Raw genomic sequence first — 21,911 nt, 5'->3', positions numbered from 1 at the left:
GGACCGGAGGAATCATCACCTGTTGGAGTTATGGGATTGGTCTGAATTGGAGCTGGGATGCGCTGTGCCATCAATGAAAAAGACCCTGATCTGAAAAGCATGCAGCTTTCCGAATCAGGGTCTTTTTACAGGTATCTAAATACTAAGCTTAATATTTGCTTTTAGATTCTTTACGTCTGCCTGAGAAATCACGGAAACCACCGCCATTTCCACCACGGTCACGTCTTTCACCTCTGTCGCGTCTTTCTCCACTGAATCCACCATCACGTCTTCCGCCACGATCACTGCGGTATCCACCATCGCGTCTTGCACCACGGCTTCTTCCACGATCGCCACCACGACCTTCACCTCTTCCTTCTCCGGACACTTCAATACGTACTTGACGACCGTTATAGTCTACACCTTGGAATCCTTGGAATACTTTCTCTACTTCAGCATCTTGGACCTCAAAGAAGGTAAATACGCCTTTTAGATCAATTTTACCAATAGATTTTCCTGAGATATTGGCATTGTTGCAGATAAAGCCCAACATGTCTCCACGTGTGAATTCATCGACCGAGCCCAAGTTCATAAATAAACGCGTGTAGCCTTTTGAGCCCTCACGTGAACGGCCATCACGTCTATCGCCACGATCTTCACGAGAACCTTCGCGTGCTTCGATATTTAAATCAGGTGCATTTTTGTAATAATCCAAGAAACGGTTAAACTCAAGGGAAGCAAATCTTTTAATGATATCCTCTTTTGAAAGAGATTCCAGATTTTCCATGATAGCTGGTAAAAATGGAGCGATCTGTTCATCGTTGACTTCAACGTTTTCAATCTTTTTAACGATTGAAAATAATTGTTTCTCACAAACTTCCGCACCTTGAGGTACTTGTTTCTTTTCGAAAGGTTTACCGATGATTTTTTCGATATGACGGATTTTGCTCAATTCTTTTACATTGACCAAAGAAAGAGAAATACCAGTTTTACCAGCGCGGGCTGTACGGCCTGAGCGGTGGGTATAGTTCTCTACTTCATCAGGTAAAGAGAAGTTGATCACGTGAGTGACATCGTTTACGTCAATACCACGAGCAGCAACATCTGTAGCAATTAAAAGCTGTAAGCTGCGGTCACGGTAACGTTTCATTACCTTGTCACGTTGTTGTTGGGAAAGATCACCATGCAAAGAGTCTGCATTGTAACCATCTTTAATCAACGCTTCAGCGATATCTTGTGTTTCGATCTTAGTACGACAGAACACAATACCAAAAATATCAGGGTTTGAATCAACAATACGTTTGAACGCAGCATATTTATCTTTTGCTTTGATCAAATAATAGTGATGCTCAATGTTTGCATTACCTGTATTTTTTGTTCCTACAGTAAGCTCAAAAGGATCATTCATGTATTTTTGTGCAATACGACGAACTTCTCTTGGCATTGTAGCAGAGAACAACCATGTTTTTTTCTCATCAGGGGTTTCAGATAAGATATTGTTGATATCTTCTTGAAAGCCCATGTTCAACATTTCGTCAGCTTCGTCCAATACGACATATTTGACGTTTGAGAAATCAATAGCATTACGTCCGATGATGTCAAGCATACGACCAGGGGTCGCTACGACAATCTGTACACCACGACGGATCTGACGCAATTGGTCAGAGATGTTTGCGCCACCGTATACTGCAACAACATGTACGTTGTCAATATACTTCGCAAAATTTTGTAAATCTTTCGCAATTTGTAAACACAGTTCACGTGTTGGACATAATACCAACGCTTGTGGGTGTTTTTGAGAAAAGTCTAATTGTTCTAATAATGGAAGACCAAATGCCGCGGTCTTTCCTGTGCCAGTTTGGGCTAATCCGACAAAATCGTCGTTACCAGTCAGTAATACAGGAATGGCTTTTTCCTGAATAGGAGAAGGTTTTTCGAAACCTAACTCAGAGATGGCATTAACAACCTCATGACGGATTCCCAGTTCTAAAAATGGGTTCATGAAATATTTTATACAATAGGCACTATTGCCTAAGGCGTTGCAAAGGTAGAAATAATATTTTAATAATCAAAGAATTTAACAAGTTGATTTTTAAGGAGATTTGTTCTTTTAATGTCAAATAAATGAAATTAACCTCTGATGTACGTATTCACCGCCGTGGATTTTCTTCAGAACCGTGTTATAAAAAAAAGGTAACACCGATCGGTGTTACCTTTTTTATCCTTATGATGGACCTGCTGAATGGAGCTATTAATAAAGCGTGAATTCCACACGGCGGTTTTGCTGACGTCCTTCCGCATTTTTGTTGGATGCGATCGGTTGGTCAGGGCCATATCCAATCGCTTCGATACGTGAAGCATTGGCACCTTTGGATACTAAGTATGCTTTCACTGATTCAGCACGTTCTTTGGACAGACGCATGTTCAATGCGCGGGAACCTGTGTTATCGGTGTGACCGGCCAATTTCAGACTGAAGTTTTTCTCGATCAACAATTCAGCTACTTTATTCAGTGTTGCATATGAAGTAGGCCGTATTGTCGCTTTGCTCAAATCGAATTCTAAGTTCTTGATGGCATCTGCAACAACTTTTTTATCGGCTTCAGTAACCACTACCTTTTCTACAACTTTAGTCTCGTTTTTCACGACGATCGGACAACCAGAACCATCTACCTGCACGCCTGAAGGGGTGCCTGGACATTTGTCGTATTTGTTGGCCACACCATCTCCATCATCATCTTTCAGGTCGCTGTTCAAACCATCCAATTGATTTTGCAATTCTTGGTTTTTGGCATTCAATGCATCGTTTTGTGCTTTTAGATCGTCGTATTTTACGGTGTAATCATTGACCAGGGTTGCTACAGGATTTGAATTGTTCAATGCTGGTTTGCTGCCGTTACCCAATGCAAATTCTAGACCGCCATGGATGTAGCTGAACAAGTCGTTTTTATATTGACCACCTTGGATGCCGTCAAAGTTTTGGTTAACCCAATTCAATTGGTAGCCCAGTTCGAAGTTGATGCCCTTAGCAACTGCAAACTTCAATCCCATGTCTAAGGGTACATATATTTTGCTGATACCATCCGCTTCTACGGAAGTAGTACCGGTTGTCAATGTCGTTTTGCTGTTCATCACCCCCACACCGATGGATGCATAAGGTTTGATAAAACTGTTGAAGAATCTCCAGTTGGTGTTGGCTGCCTGGAACTCTCCGGAAAGAGCTGCCGACCAGGGTGTCTTAGCTTCAAAAGACTGTTGTCCATTAACTTCCTGGAAGGCACCGCCAGTTTTGCCGCCAAAATAACTCGCCTTGATTCCAAAAGAGGGAGAAATTTGCTTTTTGATATAGGCACTATATCCGAGGTTCCAGTCTAAATCATCATATCCCGCACGGTTGAAGCCTGCGATGTTGGTCTGATTGGTTACCCCGGCGCCGATACCGATGGACCATGTTCTGTATTGGGCAGCCGGACCAAAAGGTTGTGTTCCTTCTATTGATGCTACTTTTGCGTTTTGTGCAAAAGTAGAATTGGCAAATAAACCTGCAGTTGCGAAAGCAAGTGCTAATTGTAATTTTAGTTTCATAGAATTTGTTCTTGTATAAACTGAAGCAAAAGTAATAGGTTAAAAATTAAAATCCCAATGGATTTGTAGTTGATATATGACAATATGGTAAATAAAAAGGTGCTTTTGAGAAAAAGCACCTTTTTATTGTTGTAATTTATTAGCTATTAATAAAGTGTAAATTCCACACGGCGGTTTTGCTGACGTCCTTCCGCATTTTTGTTGGATGCGATCGGTTGGTCAGGGCCATATCCAGTCGCTTCGATACGTGAAGCATTGGCACCTTGGGATACTAAATATGCTTTTACTGATTCAGCACGCTCTTTGGACAGACGCATGTTCAATGCGCGGGAACCTGTGTTATCGGTGTGACCGGCCAATTTCAGGCTGAAGTTTTTCTCGATCAACAATGCAGCTACTTTATTCAGTGTTGCATATGAAGTAGGCCGTATTGTCGCTTTGCTCAAATCGAATTCTAAGTTCTTGATGGCATCTGCAACAACTTTTTTGTCGGCTTCAGTAACCACGACCTTCTCTACAACTCTAGTTTCATTTTTCACAACGATCGGACAACCAGAGCCATCTACCTGCACACCTGATGGTGTACCTGGACATTTGTCGTATCTGTTTGCCACACCATCCCCATCATCATCTTTCAGGTCGCTGTTCAAACCATCCAATTGATTTTGCAATTCTTGGTTTTTGGCATTCAATGCTTCATTTTGTGCCTTTAGATCGTCATATTTCACGGTGTAATCATTGACCAGGGTTGCAACAGGATTTGAATTGTTCAATGCTGGTTTACTACCGCTACCCAATGCAAACTCTAAACCGGCATGGGCATATGTGAATAAATCATTTTTGTATTGTTGCGAAGGGCCAACTCTATTGTCAAATCTTTGGTTCGCCCAGTTTAACTGGTAGCCTAATTCAAAATTGATGCCTTTGGCAACCGCGAACTTTAGACCAAAGTCGGCAGGAACGAAAATTTTGGAGTACGAATCGCCAAATTCGCCTTTATTGCCGTCGGCAATGGCCGCTGTTTCGGCATTCATCACGCCCACACCAATGGATGCATAAGGTTTGACAATGCTGTTAAAAAATCTCCAGTTGGTATTAGCTGCCAAAAACTCGCCCGACAGTGCTACCGACCAAGGTGTTTTGGTTTCAAAACCTATTTGTTTGTCACTATTTTCATACCCTGATGTTTTACCACCAAAGTAGGTTGCTTTCAATCCAAAAGATGGTGAAATTTGCTTTTTGATATAAGCACTATAACCTAGGTTCCAATCTAATTTATCGTAACCACCATTGTTGAATTTGGCAATATTCTGTAAACTGGTCACACCAGCTCCCACACCAATAGACCAGGTTCTGTATGCCGAGGATGGACCAAAAGGAGTGGTACCCTCAATGGACGCTACTTTGGTATTTTGCGCAAAGGCAGCAGTTGAGAGTATTCCCGCTGCTACAAGTAATCCTGATTTTTTTAGGCTAATTTTCATCATGTGTTTTTTTGTAAAATTTTCTACTATAAGACTCTTGTTAAATGTATTTATTGACTACTCTTACAATAAATTTGCCAAAAAATATTTGGCTAATCAACTCGGCCAAAAAAGTTCGGTACCTCAATTTCGAAGGCCATGTGCTTAACAATGTTTTCAGTAAAAAGGTTTTGGAAAAAAGTTTTTCTACTTTTTGTAATCAGGATGACATCAATATCTTCGTCTCTCAAGATGGTGTGTATTCCATTGACAATATTCTCGCGCGAGCCGGCAAAATAACTGGGCGCTTTCACAATGTAGGAAATATCTTCTATGCCCGTTTCAGCGATGATTTGCGTGATCCATTGTTTTAGTTTTGAATCTAATACACTGATTTCTAGTTCATTCTTGTTGATATGAATGAGCTGTAAATGAAAGTCTTTTCCATATAAAGGGATAGCCTGCTTGAGTACTTCCAGTTCACCGGGTTTAAAATTTGTCAGCAGTGCGATATTGTCTTTTTTTAATTCTACTGCATTTTTTGGAACGGCCAAGACCGGGATTTTCGACTCTTTGATAACGTCATAAGTGTTGCTTCCGATTAAAACTGACTCCAGTCCGGTGACACCTTTGGTACCCATAATAACCGTTTGATATTGGTCTTTTATCTCCTGTTTTTCTAAAGATTCGGCTAAAATTCCGTTTGTAAACAGTGTAGATATTTTTATCGAAGGATATTTTTGTAGCAGTTTGGCCACAAGGTCCTCCATCTTGCGGTGGGCTTCTTCCTCCGTGGGGTCTACTAAATGCTTCGCATTGGCAAATTTATTGATGTGCGATGTGAAGGAATGAAAGAGCGTAATTTCATTATTTGTGGTTTGTGCAATTTGTGCCGCATATGCTGCAGCCACTTGTGCATTTTCTGAAAAATCAACAGGTATTAATAATTTAGACATAGCGATTGTATATTATGCTTTGGTGAAAAAAATGGGAACTAAGGGATGGCTAAATAATGCTTTGGCCACGGATCTGGTAAAGACACGTTCGAAAAATGTTTTTCTTGAACGCGTTACCAATAATATCTTAATTTTTTCTTCATGGATCATTTCATTGATGACTTCGGGGACGGTGTCCAGGTCCTCGATGTCACCTTGGATAGAATCAACCTCTATGGCGATATTGGTTACTCCAATGTATTTTTTGATCTTGTATTTCCAGACTTCCAGTTTGTCTTCGACCCGATTCTCTGAGGAATGATCGTAATGGACATGCATGAGCTTCAGTTCAAAATCCTTTCCCATAATATTGACAAAATCCTGGACCGTCTGTACTTCTTCTTCTTTGAAATTGGACAATAGACCTACACGGTCAATTGCGCTGAACGCTGCTTCGGAGGGAATGGCCAGGACGGGAACTTTGGCCTTTTTACTAATGACATAGGTGGTGCTTCCGATAAGCTGACTATCATCGTTTGTGATTCCTTTGGTGCCCATGATGACAAAATCGAAACGATCGGGGGTCGCCAATTCCGGTAGCGTTTCTGTAATCATGCCCCGTTCACATTGTGTGCTCACCTCGAGATTGGGATGTGCGGACTTGATATCCTCTGCCAGGTTCTTGATCAGGATGTCAGCCTTAAAGATTGGTATTTGTTGTTCATCCGAACTGACTTCCTCCTCAAATACAGCCGATGCCGAGGTATAATTATGGTAAAGATGAATGGTGTAGCCCTGTTGAGTTGCCAGGTCTGCAGCATAATGTACCGCATTGTTTGAATGAGCCGAAAAATCTACCGGTAGTAGAATGCTTTTTTTCATTGGAAGGAATTTTATCTACAAAATCTTATCTTAATATTTATCTCATTTCGGGATATTCCAGGAAAGCTGCCTTTCAAGTCCCTTGCTCTATCAAATGTAATAAAACAAATGCAATTGTGGACGTTTACAGGTCAAATTGTTTTTATTGTTTAACATGTTAAATGGAGCAGTATGCTGCAAAGTTGATCAATAATAAATGCATGGATGATGTTATATTTTATGGGCTATGGTGATTTAGATCATTCAAAAAATAAGACTGTGCTGAGCCCTTGGATTTTATGGATTTATTTTCTGGTTTGAAAAGTCAGAAGGGCTTATTCATCTGTTTGTTAAAATACCTGTTTTAAGGTCAATATCTGGAATTCTACATTGCATAACCTACCAATTTTGAGTAAGTTTGCACATATTTTTAGATAATTAAATGACAAGCAGAGAAATTCGTCAAGCCTTTTTGGATTTTTTCAAAAGTAAAGGACATCAGATCGTACCTTCAGCACCAGTAGTTGTAAAAAATGACCCTACATTAATGTTTACCAATGCGGGGATGAATCAGTTTAAAGATTTATTTCTTGGGGAAGCGCCCATTAAATTTCCGCGTGTGGCCGATACGCAGCGTTGTTTGCGGGTGTCGGGTAAACACAATGATCTGGAAGAAGTCGGAATTGATACTTACCACCATACGCTCTTTGAGATGTTGGGAAATTGGAGCTTTGGTGACTATTTTAAAAAGGAGGCTATCGCTTGGGCTTGGGAGTTACTGACAGCAGTCTATCAATTGGACAAGGACCGTCTGTATGTCACCATATTTGAAGGCGATGCCGCTGAGGGGCTTGAACGTGACCTAGAAGCATTTGATTTTTGGAAACAATGGATTGCAGAAGACCGTATCTTATTGGGCAATAAAAAGGATAATTTTTGGGAGATGGGAGAGACAGGTCCTTGTGGTCCCTGTTCTGAAATCCATTTTGATATGCGTAGTGCAGAAGAACGTGCGGCGGTCAGTGGACAGTCTTTGGTCAATGCAGATCACCCACAGGTCATTGAAATCTGGAACCTGGTCTTTATGCAGTTCAATCGCCTGAAGGATGGATCACTTCAGCCCTTACCGGCAAAACATGTGGATACCGGAATGGGCTTTGAACGTTTGGTGCGTTGTATTCAGGGAAAAACTTCCAACTATGATACGGATGTTTTCACACCGACTATTGATTTTATTTCTGAACGTGCCGGAATTAAATATGGTGTTGATGAGAAGAATGATATTGCCATGCGTGTGGTATCTGACCACATTCGCGCTGTAAGCTTCGCTATTGCCGATGGACAATTGCCGTCCAACAATAAGGCCGGCTATGTAATCCGTCGTATCTTGCGTCGTGCTGTACGTTATGCCTATACCTTTTTAGGCTTCAAAACACCATTTATCCATGAACTTGTACCGGTATTGGCAGCACAATTCAGTGGCGTATTTGATGAATTGATCCAACAGCAGGACTTTGTCCAAAAAGTTATCCTGGAAGAGGAGATCTCGTTTTTAAGAACATTGTCTACAGGTGTACAGCGCTTTGAAAATTATATTGAGGATCATACGGTGATCAACGGTGATTTTGCTTTTGAATTGTATGACACCTATGGCTTTCCGATAGATTTAACAGAATTATTAGCACGTGAGAAGGGACTTGCTGTTGATATGGACGGTTTTAACAATGCGCTTCAGGTCCAAAAGGATCGTTCCCGGGCTGCCACAGCGATTGATACTGGGGATTGGGTTGTGGTCAATGCGGATGATGGGTTTGAATTTGTGGGGTATGATACCTTAACGGCCCAAACAGAAATTGTTAAATACCGAAAAGTCGTTACGAAAAATAAAGAGCAATATCAGCTGGTTCTTTCTGTGAGCCCGTTCTATGCTGAAGGCGGTGGACAGGTCGGAGATTCCGGTGAGCTGGTTTCGGAGGAAACGGGAGAGAAGATCTATATCACGGATACGAAAAAAGAGAATGGGCTTTTTGTTCATTTTACCAATAAACTACCGATAGATTTAAATGGGGTATTCGTTGCTCAGGTTGATAAGAGCAAGCGTTTAGATACAGAAAATAACCACTCGGCGACTCATTTGTTGCATGCGGCATTGAAGCAAGTACTGGGAAATCATGTGAATCAGAAAGGATCATTGGTCAATGCGGACGTTTTGCGTTTTGATGTCTCTCACTTTGCCAAAATGAGCGATGAGGAGATCAGGCAGGTGGAGGATATTGTCAATGCTAAGATCCGTGAAAATATCCCATTGAAGGAGGAACGGAATGTTCCCTATCAGCAGGCTTTGGACTCGGGCGTAACAGCTTTATTTGGTGAAAAATATGGCGACTTTGTTCGTGTGATTACTTTTGAGGATACCTTTTCCAAAGAGCTATGCGGAGGGACCCATGTGAAAGCTACGGGTCAGATAGGGTTTTTTAAGATTATTGCTGAATCGGCCGTAGCGGCTGGTGTGCGCCGTATTGAAGCGATTACGGGTACGAAATCCGCGGCAGTGATCCGGGAGCACTTTGAACTTGTGCAGCATTTGAAAGAGTTAATGAACAACCCGAAAGATTTCGTGTCTGCGCTTGGCAAGGTCATAGATGAGAATGGTGCATTGAAAAAAGAAATAGAGAAGAGTATTACCGAGAAGTCATTGGCGCTCAAATCTGATTTGGAAGCTAAAATTGAACAAATTGACGGCATTAATTTCTTATCCACCCGGGTTGATTTGCCTAATGCCGAAGCTGTCAAGACATTGGCTTACGCTGTAAAAGGAGCTGTCAATAACCTGTTTTTAGTTATTGGGGCAGAATTTGATGGGAAACCGAGCCTCACTGTTGTGATCTCTGATGAATTGGCAAAAGAACGTGGTTTAAATGCCGGTAATATTGTTCGTGATCTAGCAAAAGACATCCAAGGTGGTGGTGGTGGACAACCATTTTTTGCGACAGCAGGAGGGAAGAATGTTGCAGGATTAAGCACCGCAATTGGACGTGCAAAGGATTTTTTGAAATAAAGTATTGAGATATGAGCGCCTATGGCTTATAAGCTGTCTTCATTTTTTAATTTTGACTTTTAATTTTTAACATGAACAAGGCAATTTTTTTAGTAGTGGGATTCGCAGGATTGATGTTTAGTTGCCAAAATAAAGAGCAGTTTACCATCGAGGGAAATATAGAGAACCCAGGAAATATAAAAGTAATCTCTTTGTATGAAGGAGATAACAAACTGGATTCGATGTTCTTTGGGGATAATAATAAATTTCAATTTGTGCGTCCGGCAAGTCAGTCAAGGTTGTTGTCCCTACGTGTGGGCAAGAACCGTTATGATCTGATTGCATCTCCAGGAGAGACTATTTCGTTCAAAGCGGACATGCATCAAGATGTCAATGCATATCAGGTGGAAGGTTCGGTGTTGTCAAAAACCATTCAACCTTTTGCCAAAGAACGCAATCACCGTGATTATGTGCAGGATTCATTGCAGGGTGTTTTTTCGAAACTGACGGCTAGTTCGACGGCAGATGAAATTGAAAAGCTCCGTGCTGAATATAAATCCAAATTTGCTGATGAGCTTCGTTCTTATACGGCCAAGGCGGTTGACTTTTCAAATCAGCACAATGACCTGGCTGGATTTTATGCAATCTCAACATTGGATCCAGAGGTAGCCGAAAGTGAGATTATAGCCTATGCAGATAAAATCAAGGACGAGTTTACGGAAAACAGGTATGTAACCCAGTTTAAGGAGGAGACCCAAAAACTGAAGAAAATGGCCATTGGCCAGCCTGCTCCTGAATTAATTTCCTTTACACCGTCAAACAAGGAGGTGAAGTTGTCCAGTTTTAAGGGGAAATATACATTGGTGGATTTTTGGGCTTCCTGGTGTATGCCTTGCCGTCAGGAGAATCCCAATCTTGTCAGACTGTATGCCATGTATCATAATAAAGGGTTTGATATCCTATCGGTTTCGTTTGATGACAACCCCGGATCTTGGATGCGGGCTATCGAAGATGATAAGCTAAGCTGGACCCATGTATCGGATTTAAAGGCTTGGAGTTCGCCTGTAGTGGTTGACTATCGTGTAAAAGCATTACCAACCTCCTATGTTCTCGATCCCAATGGGATTATTATTGCCAAAAATTTACGTGGAGCGGAGCTTGAGTCGTTTTTGAAGAAAACAATTAAATAATCAATGTGTTATTGTTAATTGAAATATTACTTAATGATTTGGTAACATTAGATTAACTAATTGTTATCATTTTGTTCATATTTTAGCAAAAAAAATAAGACAAATGAGTTCTTCGAAACAAAAGATTTTAATTGTTGATGACGAGAAGGATATCTTGGATTTAATTGCATTCAATTTAAATCGTGAAGGTTATCAGGTCTCCACAGCGCAAAATGGGGAAGAGGCAATTCATGTTGCCAAGCAAGTAAATCCCGATCTCATCATTTTGGACGTCATGATGCCCAAAATGGATGGTATTGAAGCTTGTCGCATTATGCGTGCTATGCCTGAATTCAAAAGTACTTTCATGGTATTTTTGACAGCAAGAAGCGAAGAATATTCAGAAATAGCCGGATTTCATGTCGGTGCGGATGACTATATCGCCAAACCGATTAAACCTCGGGCCCTAATGAGTCGTATCAATGCGATTCTAAGACGAAATGCATCTGAAGAGTCTGATGCTGCTGCACAGGACAAAATTGAAATAGCGGATTTGATCATCGATAGAGATTCTTTTCTGGTATATAAGGGAGAGCAAAAGATTGTCTTGGCAAAGAAAGAGTTTGAGTTGCTTTATCTGTTGGCCTCCAAACCGAACAAGGTCTTTACGCGTGAACAGATTTTGAAAAGCATCTGGGAAGACTCGGTGGTGGTAACCAATCGGACCATTGATGTACATATCCGTAAGCTCCGTGAGAAAATAGGTGATGATTATGTGACGACCGTAAAAGGTGTCGGTTACAAATTTGATAAAGAATAGAAAAAGGAGAGGTTTAGGCCTCTCTTTCTTTTTTGAAAGTATAGGTTTAATGATTTGATAAGCCCGTTGCAAATCTTTATTTTTGAGACATAGCAAAGTAAAAAAGAGCAACATGTCATCTATTCTTATAAAATCTGCTCAACTTGTCAACGAAGGCAAAGTTGAAGCTGCTGACGTATATATCAGTAATGGCCGAATTGAAATGATCGCACAGGAAATCAATCACCCTGCTGATCAGGAAATCAATGCTGAAGGCTTGCATCTATTTCCGGGGCTTATTGACGACCAGGTCCATTTTAGAGAGCCTGGATTGACCTATAAAGCGGATATATGGCACGAAAGTCGTGCTGCTGTAGCTGGTGGGACGACCTCTTTTATGGAGATGCCCAATACGGTTCCCAATACCTTGACACAGACCTTGCTGCAAGATAAATATGACATTGCTGCAAAGAACTCCTTGGCCAATTATTCATTCTTTATGGGAGCAGCAAATGATAACTTGGATGAAGTGCTGAAAACTGATCCCAAAAAGGTATGCGGGGTCAAAGTGTTTATGGGGTCTTCGACTGGGAATATGTTGGTGGACAATGAAAAAGCTTTGGAAGGCATCTTTGCCAATTCACCCACTTTGATTGCCACGCATTGCGAGGATGAGGCTACTATAAAAGCAAATTTGGCACTTTTTAAAGAGAAATATGGTGAAGATGGACTGAAGGTTGAAATGCATCCATTGATCCGATCGGCTGAAGCCTGTTACCTATCTTCCTCCAAAGCAGTCGCGCTGGCCAAGAAACATCATACCAGATTGCATATTCTCCATATATCCACGGCAAAAGAAATTGCACTCTTCCGAAACGATATCCCATTAAAAGATAAAAAGATCACTGCCGAAGCTTGTATCCATCACCTATGGTTTTCTGATCAGGACTATGCCCAAAAAGGAAATTTCATTAAATGGAATCCAGCGGTAAAAACCGCTCATGACCGCGATGAAATTGTCAAGGCCGTTTTGGATGGACACATTGATGTCATTGCAACGGACCATGCACCGCATACCTTTGAAGAGAAGTCCCAAAATTATGCTGCAGCACCTAGCGGAGGACCATTGGTACAGCATGCCTTACAGGCGCTATTAGACATGGTTAAGGCCGGTAAAATGACTTTGGAGCAATTGGTTCAGAAGTCGGCACACAATACGGCGACTTTATTTCAGATTGAAGATCGTGGCTATATCCGTGAGGGATATTGGGCTGATCTGGTTCTGGTGGACCTCAATAGACCTTACACAGTTTCAAAAACAAATATCCTATCCAAATGTGGCTGGTCCCCGTTTGAAGGGCATACATTCAGTTCGACTGTCGCGCATACAATTGTATCTGGGAAAGTGGCTTTTTCCAATGGACAGCTTATAGAAAAGGGAGCTGGTGAACGTTTATCATTCGACCGGTAAAATTAGGATATGGAAAAGCGGGCTTTCATAAAATCGGTTGCTCTGGGCGCATTATCCATTCCTATTTTAGGAGCCGGACGGACCACACAGATAAAAATGGAGCTACCTGAGCAGGCCGTTAGGCTGGCTAAAAAACTACAGCCTGGGGATACCATTGGTCTGATTGCACCTGCGGGTGTATTGGACGATGAGGAGTCCATCGCCATTTCGCGGGAAATTTTTGAAGCCCTGGGATTCAAGGTGAAGGAAGGAGACCATATCCGTGATCGTTATGGCAATCTGGCCGGCACGGATCAGCAGCGAATAGCCGATATACACCAGATGTTTGCAGATAAGACCGTGAAGGCTATTGTCTGTATCCGGGGTGGTTCGGGGACCTCACGTTTATTGGACCGGCTTGACTACAAGATGATTGCCCAGAATCCTAAGGTTTTATTGGGTTATTCGGATATCACAGCTTTGATTCTTGCATTGTACGCTAAAACAGGGCTGGTGAGCTTCCATGGGGCGGTAGGAATCAGTACCTGGTCCACAAAACTTGCTGCGGCATTCAAGAGACAGTTTATCGATAATGAGCCAGTTGTATTTGAGAACCCGAAATCCAAAGGTGATCAAATTGTACAGACCAAGGATCGGGTGACGACCATACATCCTGGTATTGCAGAAGGAATACTTCTGGGTGGAAACATGACCGTATTGACAGGGCTTTGCGGGTCTCCTTATTTGCCAGATTTTAAAGATAAGATCCTTTTTATTGAGGAGGTGGATGAAGATATGGGACGTATGGACCGAATGTTCTGTCAATTAAAAAATGCGGGCGTATTGGCGGCCATCAAAGGGTTTGTTTTTGGAAAATGTACCAATTGTAAGCCTTCCGGGGGATATGGTTCAATGACGCTGGACCAGCTGTTCAACGACTATATCAAACCTTTGGAGATACCCGCTTATACCGGTGCAATTATTGGACATATTGCCGACCAGTTTATCCTTCCGGTAGGGGTGCGGGTCAAAATGGATGCTACTCAAGGAACGATCTCTTTGCTGGAAGATGCATTAAAGGATTAACATGAAATTAGTAAAAAATGATTTGATCAAAGCCTTTTCTTTGTACGAAGAAAAGGCTTTGAAGCACAGGAGATTTAAGCATGCCACTATCTTGCAGCTACTGGACTGTGAAAAGATCAGCAGAAGATTCAGCGTAACGGAAATTGGCAAGTCGGTAGAGGACCGCTCTATTTTCCGGTTGACTTACGGCAATGGACCAACGAAATTATTGCTTTGGTCCCAGATGCATGGCGATGAGCCTACGGCAACAATGGCACTATTTGACCTGTTCAATTTCTTCAACGGGGAAGCTGATGGGTTTGCGGAATTTAGGCAAGAGATCGCCAGCAAGCTGACGCTACACTTTATTCCCATGTTGAATCCTGATGGGGCAGAGCGCTATCAGCGAAGAACGGCCATGGACGTCGATATGAACCGTGATGCACGTGCAACAGCTACTGTAGAAGGGGCCTTGCTGAAAGAACAGGCAGCATTGATCAAGCCAGATTTTGCTTTTAATCTCCATAATCAGAACAATTACTACAATATCCCTGGCACACCGACACCAGTGGCAATTTCCCTGTTAGCCCCTGCCTATGATTATGCCAGAAACATCAATCTGGTACGTGCTAATGCCATGCGCGTGATCGTAGGAATTCATGAAAAATTACAGGAATTCATACCGGGAGCTGTAGCTAAATACGATGATGAGCATACTCCACGCGGTTTTGGGGATAATTTCCAGCAGTGGGGTATCAGTACTATTTTAATTGAGTCCGGCGCCTGTGTGGGCGATAGCGAAAAACTGGAAATTAGAAAATGCAATTTTGTGGCCCTGTTGCATGCCTTTGCTGAGATTGCATCCACAGCATATTTAGCACATGATGTTGTGGATTATGAGCGTATCCCTTTCAATGATGAAAAGCTGCATGATGTGGTGATCAGGAATCTGTCTATTGTTAAAAATGAGAAGACTATGCTGGTTGATGTTGCGGTGCGGCAAAGTGAAAAAACGGTTGGGAGCGATTATTATGTTGAGGGGGTAATTGAAGATATCGGTGACCTGCAGGACTTTTACGGTTATCAGGATGTGGATGTTAAGGGAATGCAATTCATTCCGGCAAAATCATATACGGATCAGTTGTCGGTCGAAGAGGTAAGTTTACCCTTGGTAGCAACCTTGTTGAAAAAGGGATTCGGAACTGTTCGGATCGCAGGGGAAGCATTGCGGGGACAACGACATGATTATCCAATTAACATCATACTAGGGAATCATCCCCGGGCTGCTGAAAGTGCTATATTGGCACTTGGAGGAGCGGCCAATTTCTTTATAGGAACAGAGCAAGAGCTGCGCTATGCTGTAATCAATGGTTATTGGCTGGATCTGAAAGAACAACTCTCAGGGCAGAAATATAAAAATATAATCTATTAACCTTTCAGTTGTATGAACTCAAAAAGACCATTTTATATGGCCCTTTTGAGTGTTCGGGATTGTTTAGTAGCCTGGATTTTGCTGGTCCTTTAATGTGGGGTTAGCATTTATTTCAGCTTGCGGGATCGGCAGGATATATTTTTCAAAAGTCCGATCAATTTCCTTTGGTCGGGTTTTGATCGTCAGTTCCTGGAAGTCATCATTGAACGTGATTTTTTTATTCAGGCGGATCATATCCCAGTACCGGTGTCCTTCGCCAAACAGTTCCTTACTTTTTTCCTTAAGGATGGCATCCTCATTCACGGTAGCGGCGGTAAAAGGTAGGCGATTAGGTGAGCGTTTGCTGATGGCATTCAATAGTTCGGCCGCTTTCACCGGATTGGAAGTCGCTTTTTTTAATACAGCTTCGGCAGCGATGAGGTAGATCTCCGAGAGCCTGACGACCTTGATGTTTACGGCAGTATTATTGGTATTTCCCTTGTCACCGAGAGAATTTAACGGAAGTGAGGTGTTGGTATTTACGCTGCCCAGGTTTTTATATACTGCACCTTTGCGTGTATCCGAACTTTCATCATTACCCAAAATAGCCCAACGAACATCATTATTGTCTTCTTTCATCCGGTTGAGGTAATAATCACTAGCATAGAACATTCCGCCCTGTCCACCCGTTCTTTTCATGAGGTAATAGCCCAAGCTGGCCGTACCTAAATCAGCTTCACCTTCATTGATTCCGAGTTCGTAAATAGATTCACTGCCATACATACTAGCCCAGGAAGATGCCCATTTTTCATTTGCATACAAGCTGTATACATTGCTGCTGATGATTTCATCTGCTGTTGAATAAGCATTGTCATAATCGGCCATGGTCAAATAGACGCGGCTCTGAATGGCCAAGTTTGCATAGTAATTGATATAACCATTATCTGCTGTCTTGCTTCCTTCAAGCAGTTTCTGTCCCGCTTTTAGGTCTTTCAAAATCTGTATGTAAACCTCATCGACCGTTGCTCGGGCGGGTTTGGTGTCATGGGATGCCGAATTGGTGATAATTGGCACACCTTTGGATGTTTTGTCATGCGTGTACGATTTACCGTATAAACGAACCAGGTCGAAATAGAACAGGGCTCGCAAAGTCAGTAGCTGCCCTTCGGCATTGGCATATTGATCCTTGGTGGTACCACTGACTTGGTCAATTTTTTCCAATACATCGTTCGTCTGTGCGATACAGTTGTAAATTTGTGACCAAAAGCCCGAAAAATTGTTGGTCTCAGCATCCTGATTGAATGAGTATAGCTGATCTAATCCCCTTCCTTGTGAAAAAACGGTCAGGTCGCCACCTTTTACTTCACCATATAGTTCAAAATTGCGCCCATAGTAGCTTGGTGATGCGATGAGCCTGTTCAGCCCATTGATCCTGTTGCGGGCATCATCAGCCCCATTTAGGGGCGTGTTGGCATCGACGGAATTACCCGGTTCGACATCCAGAAAATCTTTACAGCTACTAAAAGATGTCAGTAGCGCTGCTGTTATTATAGATATTTTAATAATTTTCATCTCTATCAATTTGTTTATTCATTAATCAATTGTTTTCTAAGGTATTATTCAATCTAACATACCTTTTGCGCTGATCATTGATTGTACTTTTTGAATGGATTTTATGTCTTCAAAAAATGAAAGATTAAAAACCCAGCTCAATACCAAATGTGTATGTTTTGCCAATTGGCGTTTCCCAGCCACGTGTTGCATATTGGCCTACCTCGGGATCTGCAATTTTATATTTTGATGCCGTCAAAAGATTTGTTCCATTGAAGTATACACGGGCATTGCTGAATCCTATTTTATTTAAAACGGTTTTAGGCAGTCTATAGCCAAAGTTAATGTTCTTCAGCCGGAGGAAGGAGGCGTCATGCAGCTGTCTGGAGCTATATTTTTGTGGATCGGTCAAGTCATTACCATCCAGTTTGGGTAAGGTACCAGTGCTGTTGTTGTCGGTCCACATATTTTCAAAGGCATATGCTGACCGGATCCTTTCCCAATAATAACCATCGTCAGCAACATCTTTGAATGCACCGTCGTATAATTTGCCGCCAATCTTATAAATAAAATTGAAACCCAGATTGAAGTTTTTATATTCGAAATCAGTGTTCAAGCCACCACTGACCTTTGGAATGCCACTTCCAATGATTGTATAATCGGCTTGATTGAAATCATAAGTCGCCTTCCGGCCATTGTAATCAAAAATGCCTTCACCGGTCTGGTTATTGTTGGTATAATAAACATTTTTACCGTTTTTAGCATCTACACCAGCCCATTCATATCCATAAAATGCAAGTGTTGACTGACCTTCTCGGTAGATAAACTGGGCCCTGACATCTCCACTTCCCTTGGTGTCGTTCCCCACGGATCCTGTGGGGTCATACCAGATGATATCCTGATTATCATTTAATCGCTGAACTTTGGAAGTGATGAAGGCCGCATTTATATTGGCACTCCATCTGAAATCCTCTTTCTTGATGATGTCGCCTGCCAGCTCAATTTCAAGTCCCTTATTGTTGATCTGTCCCACATTTCGCAGTACGGTACTGAATCCAGTGGTTTGCGAAGTCGGAACATCCTGCAAGAGGTTTTTTGAAGTCCGGTTGAAGTATTCAACTGACCCTGTGATCCTGTTCTGTAGGAAACCAAATTCCAGTCCAGCATTGGTTGTATAGGAGGTTTCCCATGTAATGTCCGGATCAGGATTGGATATGAGGTTTCCTCCTGGTTGCCCTTTGTAATTAAAGTTGTTAAAGGATACCAGTCTTCTCCAGCCGAAATTATCTGTCGGCAAGGTTCCATTGACACCATAAGATGCCTTAAGGCGTAGTGTGCTGATCGCATCGTTGTCTTTTAAAGCAGGAAGACTTTTTATGCTGTACGCTCCAGAGATAGACCAGAAATCTCCCCATCGGTTTTTAGGTCCAAGTTTTGAGGAACCATCACGTCGATAAGAGGCTGAGAGAAAATAGGTGTTATCATAGTTATATTCTGCTCTTCCCAGAAAGGAGAGGAGGTTATAGCCCCAGCTATAGGCATTTGCCTCAAACTTACCTGCGGATGAAATATACGGAAGCTCAGCAGAGCCCAGACCCCTGCCTGTGGTACGCATAAAGTCTGTTTTATTTTTTTCCGCTTCAAATCCAGCGAGCAAGTTGAGGTTGTGCTTATCAAACGACTTGCTGTAATTTAACGTATTTGAGCTGACCAGCTTTAGCATATTTGTATTAAACTGGTGAACGACTCCGCCATCACTGACGCCGTTAAAATGCTTTGCACTGTAATATAGATAGTCTTTCATATCCGTATAATCGTAGGAAAACACTGTTTTGGCGGTCAGGCTGGGAAGAATGTTCCAGGTAAGATTCGTGATGACCCCCAATTTGTTTGTTTTGGAACTGTTGTCCCATTGCTGGTCGTAATAATCGGCATTATAGGCATAGCTTCCATAGCGGTCTGTCCAGGCTTCACCAGTCTTATAGTCCGTAGGCCAATATAAAGGCCATAGGAGATTCCGGGATTGCAAGAAATAGTTTGATCCAGTACTTCGGGTATCATTAAATCCTTTCTTCTTATTGTGGCCGATATTGATATTTGCTCCGAATTCGAGCTTATCAACTATCTTCTGTGTTAGGTTAAGGCGACCTGAAATACGTTCAAAATCATTGACCCGAATTCGGCTCTTATCAGTTGTATAGCCTAGGGAAGAGAAGTATTTTGTGGCTTCGGTGCCACCTGAGAGTGACAGATTATTATCTTGATAGATGCCCGTACGGAAGAGGGCTTTGTCCCAGTCGTAATATTTTCCTTCTCTATTCTCTATGCCGTCGGTCATCCCCAATATGCTTACATTGTCATAGCGGCCTGAGCCATTAGTTTCAAAGCGATAACCATGTCGGTTAAATTTATTGTTTAATTGTGACAGGGCATAGGTATTGGCCTCCACTTCTGATTTTCCATTGGAGGTACGGTAGTCGTGGAAGATCTGGTACAGCATATTGACCTGATCTTGCGGCGATGCGGTTTCGTAGTTGTCCGTTGCCCAGGTGGGGGTAAAACCAATGGAGCTTTTGACGTTGACAGTAGGTTTTCCTGTTTTTCCTTTTTTGGTGGTGATGAGGACAACCCCGTTCGCCGCACGGGATCCGTACAAGGAAGATGCTGCAGCGTCCTTTAAGACGGTTATGGTTTCAATATCGTCAGGATTAAGGTTTCCCATGACGTTGTTGGAGGTATAAATATAATCACCCATTTGTCCACCCGAACCTGAATTTGCCGGAACTCCATCGATAACATATAAGGGGTCATTGGAGGCATTCATGGACCCGATACCACGGATCCGAATGCTCGGGGTTGATCCAGCCTGGCCTGAGGGAGTGGAGACCGTAAGACCTGCCACACGGCCGCTCAGTGCGCTTTCGAATGAAGTTGTTGGAACATTGTCAATGTCCTTGGCTTTTACCGTGGCAGCCGAACCTGTATAGGTACTTTTTGTTGCTGTGCCATAGGCCACGACCATGACTTCATCTAATGCCTGTTCATTATTTGAAAGGCTGATATGGATTGTTTTTCGGCCATTGATCTGGATCTCCTGGCTTTTATAACCGACAGCCGAAATTATTAATGTGGCATTGGGGCTTGCATTGAGGGTAAACAAGCCTTTTTCGTTTGCAGAGGTTCCCTGGCCCGAGCCTTTTACATTAATGGTAACTCCGTTGAGGGGATTCCCATTGCTGTCGGTGATTTTACCAGCAACTTGAATCTGTTGTGCATGTAAAGACTGCATTGAACTACAGGCAATGAGACACAACGTTGTGAGCACATGTCGTTTCATATGGAAATTATTTGTCTTTTAAGGCCTTATGAAATATCCGGTTGATGTGATATCGGTGTTTGTGCATTTCAAACATGGATATTTCATAAAAGTATAAATTGATTAATTTAGTTTGTTTATGTTTTGGTGCTGTCGAATGCTGGTTAGAACTTCGATCGCTATTCAATGTCCTGTTTTTGTTTTAAAGAAAAAACAGGACATTGAATATAGTGTTATTTTTTTATAATTCCAATTCCAGGTCTATCGGGCAGGATACAGATTCCATTTTCCACAGTCATCCCTGCATAGAGATCATTGCTGATCAATAGTGCGCCGTCCAGATCGGCCCAGTCTGTCAGGGGAGCCAATTGTGCAGCTGCACTAATGGCACATGAGGTCTCTGTCATACAGCCGATCATTACTTTCATTTCCAGGGATCGTGCGAGTTCGGCCATACGTTTTGCTTCTCGCATTCCAGTGCATTTCATGAGTTTAATATTAATGCCACTGTACACCCCTTGTAGCGCTGGGACATCGACCAGTCGCTGACATCCTTCATCAGCAATGGTTGGGATGGGGCTACGTTCGGTCAGCCAGGCGTTATCATCAACTTGTTCCTTGGGCATGGGCTGTTCCAAAAAAGAGACGTTTCTTTCGGCCAGCCAGTGTGCCATTTCCAAAGCTTCTTCCCGTGTTTTCCAGCCCTGATTGACATCGGCACAGAGGGGGCGGTCGGTTACCTGGCGGATGGTGTCAATGATCATCTTGTCTGTATCGAGTCCCAGTTTTACTTTTAGTATCTTAAATTGATCTGCTTCAGCGACTTTTTTACGGATCATCTCTTCGGTATCGATCCCAATCGTATACGAAGTTGGGGGAATACGTGCTGGATTTAATCCCCATATTTTATAGCAAGGTTGCCCCATGATTTTTCCCAGCACATCGTGTAAGGCAATGTCGATGGCAGCTTTGGCAGCCGTATTTTTTAGGGCGAGCTGATCGACGTAATGGAGGATTTCTTCTGTTTGAAAAGGTGAGTTGAAAGCTGAGAGGTCGATCTGATGAAGAAAGGAGATGACACTCTCTTGTGACTCACCGAGATAGGGAGGCATACTCGCTTCACCATAACCGGTGATGCCATCATATTCCAGTTCAGTCAATACGACAGGCGTGGTGCTGCGGCTATAGGAAGCAACAGTAAAGACATGGCGTAATTCTAGCGTATAGGGCCGGAATCTTAATTTGAAGGCGCCAAAATCTTTGCTGATCCATTCAGGTTGATTGCTCATCTT

Annotated in this window: 14 protein-coding genes; 6 read left to right on the top strand and 8 right to left on the bottom strand. The window is 42.4% G+C overall.

The annotated features are described in order from the left end of the window. Nucleotides 1–148: 148 nt before the first annotated feature. The 5 genes from HX021_RS12760 to HX021_RS12740 all read right to left on the bottom strand — a co-directional run bounded on the left by HX021_RS12760 (nt 149) and on the right by HX021_RS12740 (nt 6,842). On the bottom strand, nt 149–1,981 hold the full coding sequence (locus HX021_RS12760; protein WP_286590762.1) for a DEAD/DEAH box helicase: 1,833 nt from the start codon (nt 1,979–1,981) through the stop codon (nt 149–151). Between the two features lie 249 nt (nt 1,982–2,230). Then, complete coding sequence (locus HX021_RS12755) at nt 2,231–3,562, bottom strand: OmpA family protein (RefSeq protein WP_286590760.1); 1,332 nt, start codon at nt 3,560–3,562, stop codon at nt 2,231–2,233. 146 nt (nt 3,563–3,708) lie between these two features. Next, nucleotides 3,709–5,046, bottom strand: coding sequence for an OmpA family protein (locus HX021_RS12750; protein WP_286590997.1), 1,338 nt, complete (start codon nt 5,044–5,046; stop codon nt 3,709–3,711). 92 nt (nt 5,047–5,138) lie between these two features. Continuing rightward, nucleotides 5,139–5,981, bottom strand: a complete 843-nt coding sequence (locus HX021_RS12745) for a universal stress protein (protein WP_286590759.1) — start codon at nt 5,979–5,981, stop codon at nt 5,139–5,141. 12 nt (nt 5,982–5,993) lie between these two features. After that, a complete protein-coding gene (locus HX021_RS12740; protein WP_286590758.1) occupies nt 5,994–6,842 on the bottom strand; it encodes a universal stress protein in 849 nt (282 codons plus the stop codon). A 421-nt stretch (nt 6,843–7,263) separates the two neighbouring features. Here HX021_RS12740 and alaS point away from each other — a divergent pair, with 421 nt between their 5' ends. From alaS to HX021_RS12710, 6 genes are all read left to right on the top strand, one after another. Further along, the gene (gene alaS, locus HX021_RS12735; RefSeq protein ID WP_286590757.1) at nt 7,264–9,879 is read left to right on the top strand and encodes an alanine--tRNA ligase; all 2,616 of its coding nucleotides are present in this window, start codon (nt 7,264–7,266) and stop codon (nt 9,877–9,879) included. Between the two features lie 71 nt (nt 9,880–9,950). After that, a complete protein-coding gene (locus tag HX021_RS12730; protein WP_286590756.1) occupies nt 9,951–11,048 on the top strand; it encodes a TlpA disulfide reductase family protein in 1,098 nt (365 codons plus the stop codon). A 103-nt stretch (nt 11,049–11,151) separates the two neighbouring features. Continuing rightward, the gene (locus HX021_RS12725; RefSeq protein WP_286590755.1) at nt 11,152–11,847 is read left to right on the top strand and encodes a response regulator transcription factor; all 696 of its coding nucleotides are present in this window, start codon (nt 11,152–11,154) and stop codon (nt 11,845–11,847) included. Nucleotides 11,848–11,959: 112 nt separating this feature from the next. Next, entirely contained in the window at nt 11,960–13,297 is a 1,338-nt protein-coding gene (locus HX021_RS12720) for a dihydroorotase (RefSeq protein ID WP_286590754.1), read from the top strand. 9 nt (nt 13,298–13,306) lie between these two features. Continuing rightward, nucleotides 13,307–14,362, top strand: a complete 1,056-nt coding sequence (locus HX021_RS12715) for a S66 peptidase family protein (protein WP_286590753.1) — start codon at nt 13,307–13,309, stop codon at nt 14,360–14,362. A 1-nt stretch (nt 14,363) separates the two neighbouring features. Then, entirely contained in the window at nt 14,364–15,773 is a 1,410-nt protein-coding gene (locus HX021_RS12710; protein ID WP_286590752.1) for a M14 family zinc carboxypeptidase, read from the top strand. Between the two features lie 63 nt (nt 15,774–15,836). Here HX021_RS12710 and HX021_RS12705 read toward each other — a convergent pair whose 3' ends face one another. The 3 genes from HX021_RS12705 to HX021_RS12695 form a co-directional block, all read right to left on the bottom strand. Continuing rightward, nucleotides 15,837–17,324 (bottom strand): RagB/SusD family nutrient uptake outer membrane protein, encoded by a 1,488-nt coding sequence (locus HX021_RS12705; protein ID WP_286590751.1) that lies wholly within the window; start codon nt 17,322–17,324, stop codon nt 15,837–15,839. Between the two features lie 124 nt (nt 17,325–17,448). Then, nucleotides 17,449–20,640, bottom strand: a complete 3,192-nt coding sequence (locus tag HX021_RS12700; protein ID WP_286590750.1) for a SusC/RagA family TonB-linked outer membrane protein — start codon at nt 20,638–20,640, stop codon at nt 17,449–17,451. A gap of 212 nt (nt 20,641–20,852) precedes the next feature. Next, nucleotides 20,853–21,908 (bottom strand): dipeptide epimerase, encoded by a 1,056-nt coding sequence (locus HX021_RS12695; RefSeq protein ID WP_286590749.1) that lies wholly within the window; start codon nt 21,906–21,908, stop codon nt 20,853–20,855. Nucleotides 21,909–21,911 lie beyond the last annotated feature (3 nt).

The sequence above is a fragment of the Sphingobacterium sp. N143 genome, assembly GCF_030325625.1.
Lineage (GTDB): Bacteria > Bacteroidota > Bacteroidia > Sphingobacteriales > Sphingobacteriaceae > Sphingobacterium.
The sequence above is the reverse complement of the archived record's forward strand: the minus strand, read 5'-3'. Positions and strand labels throughout refer to the sequence as shown.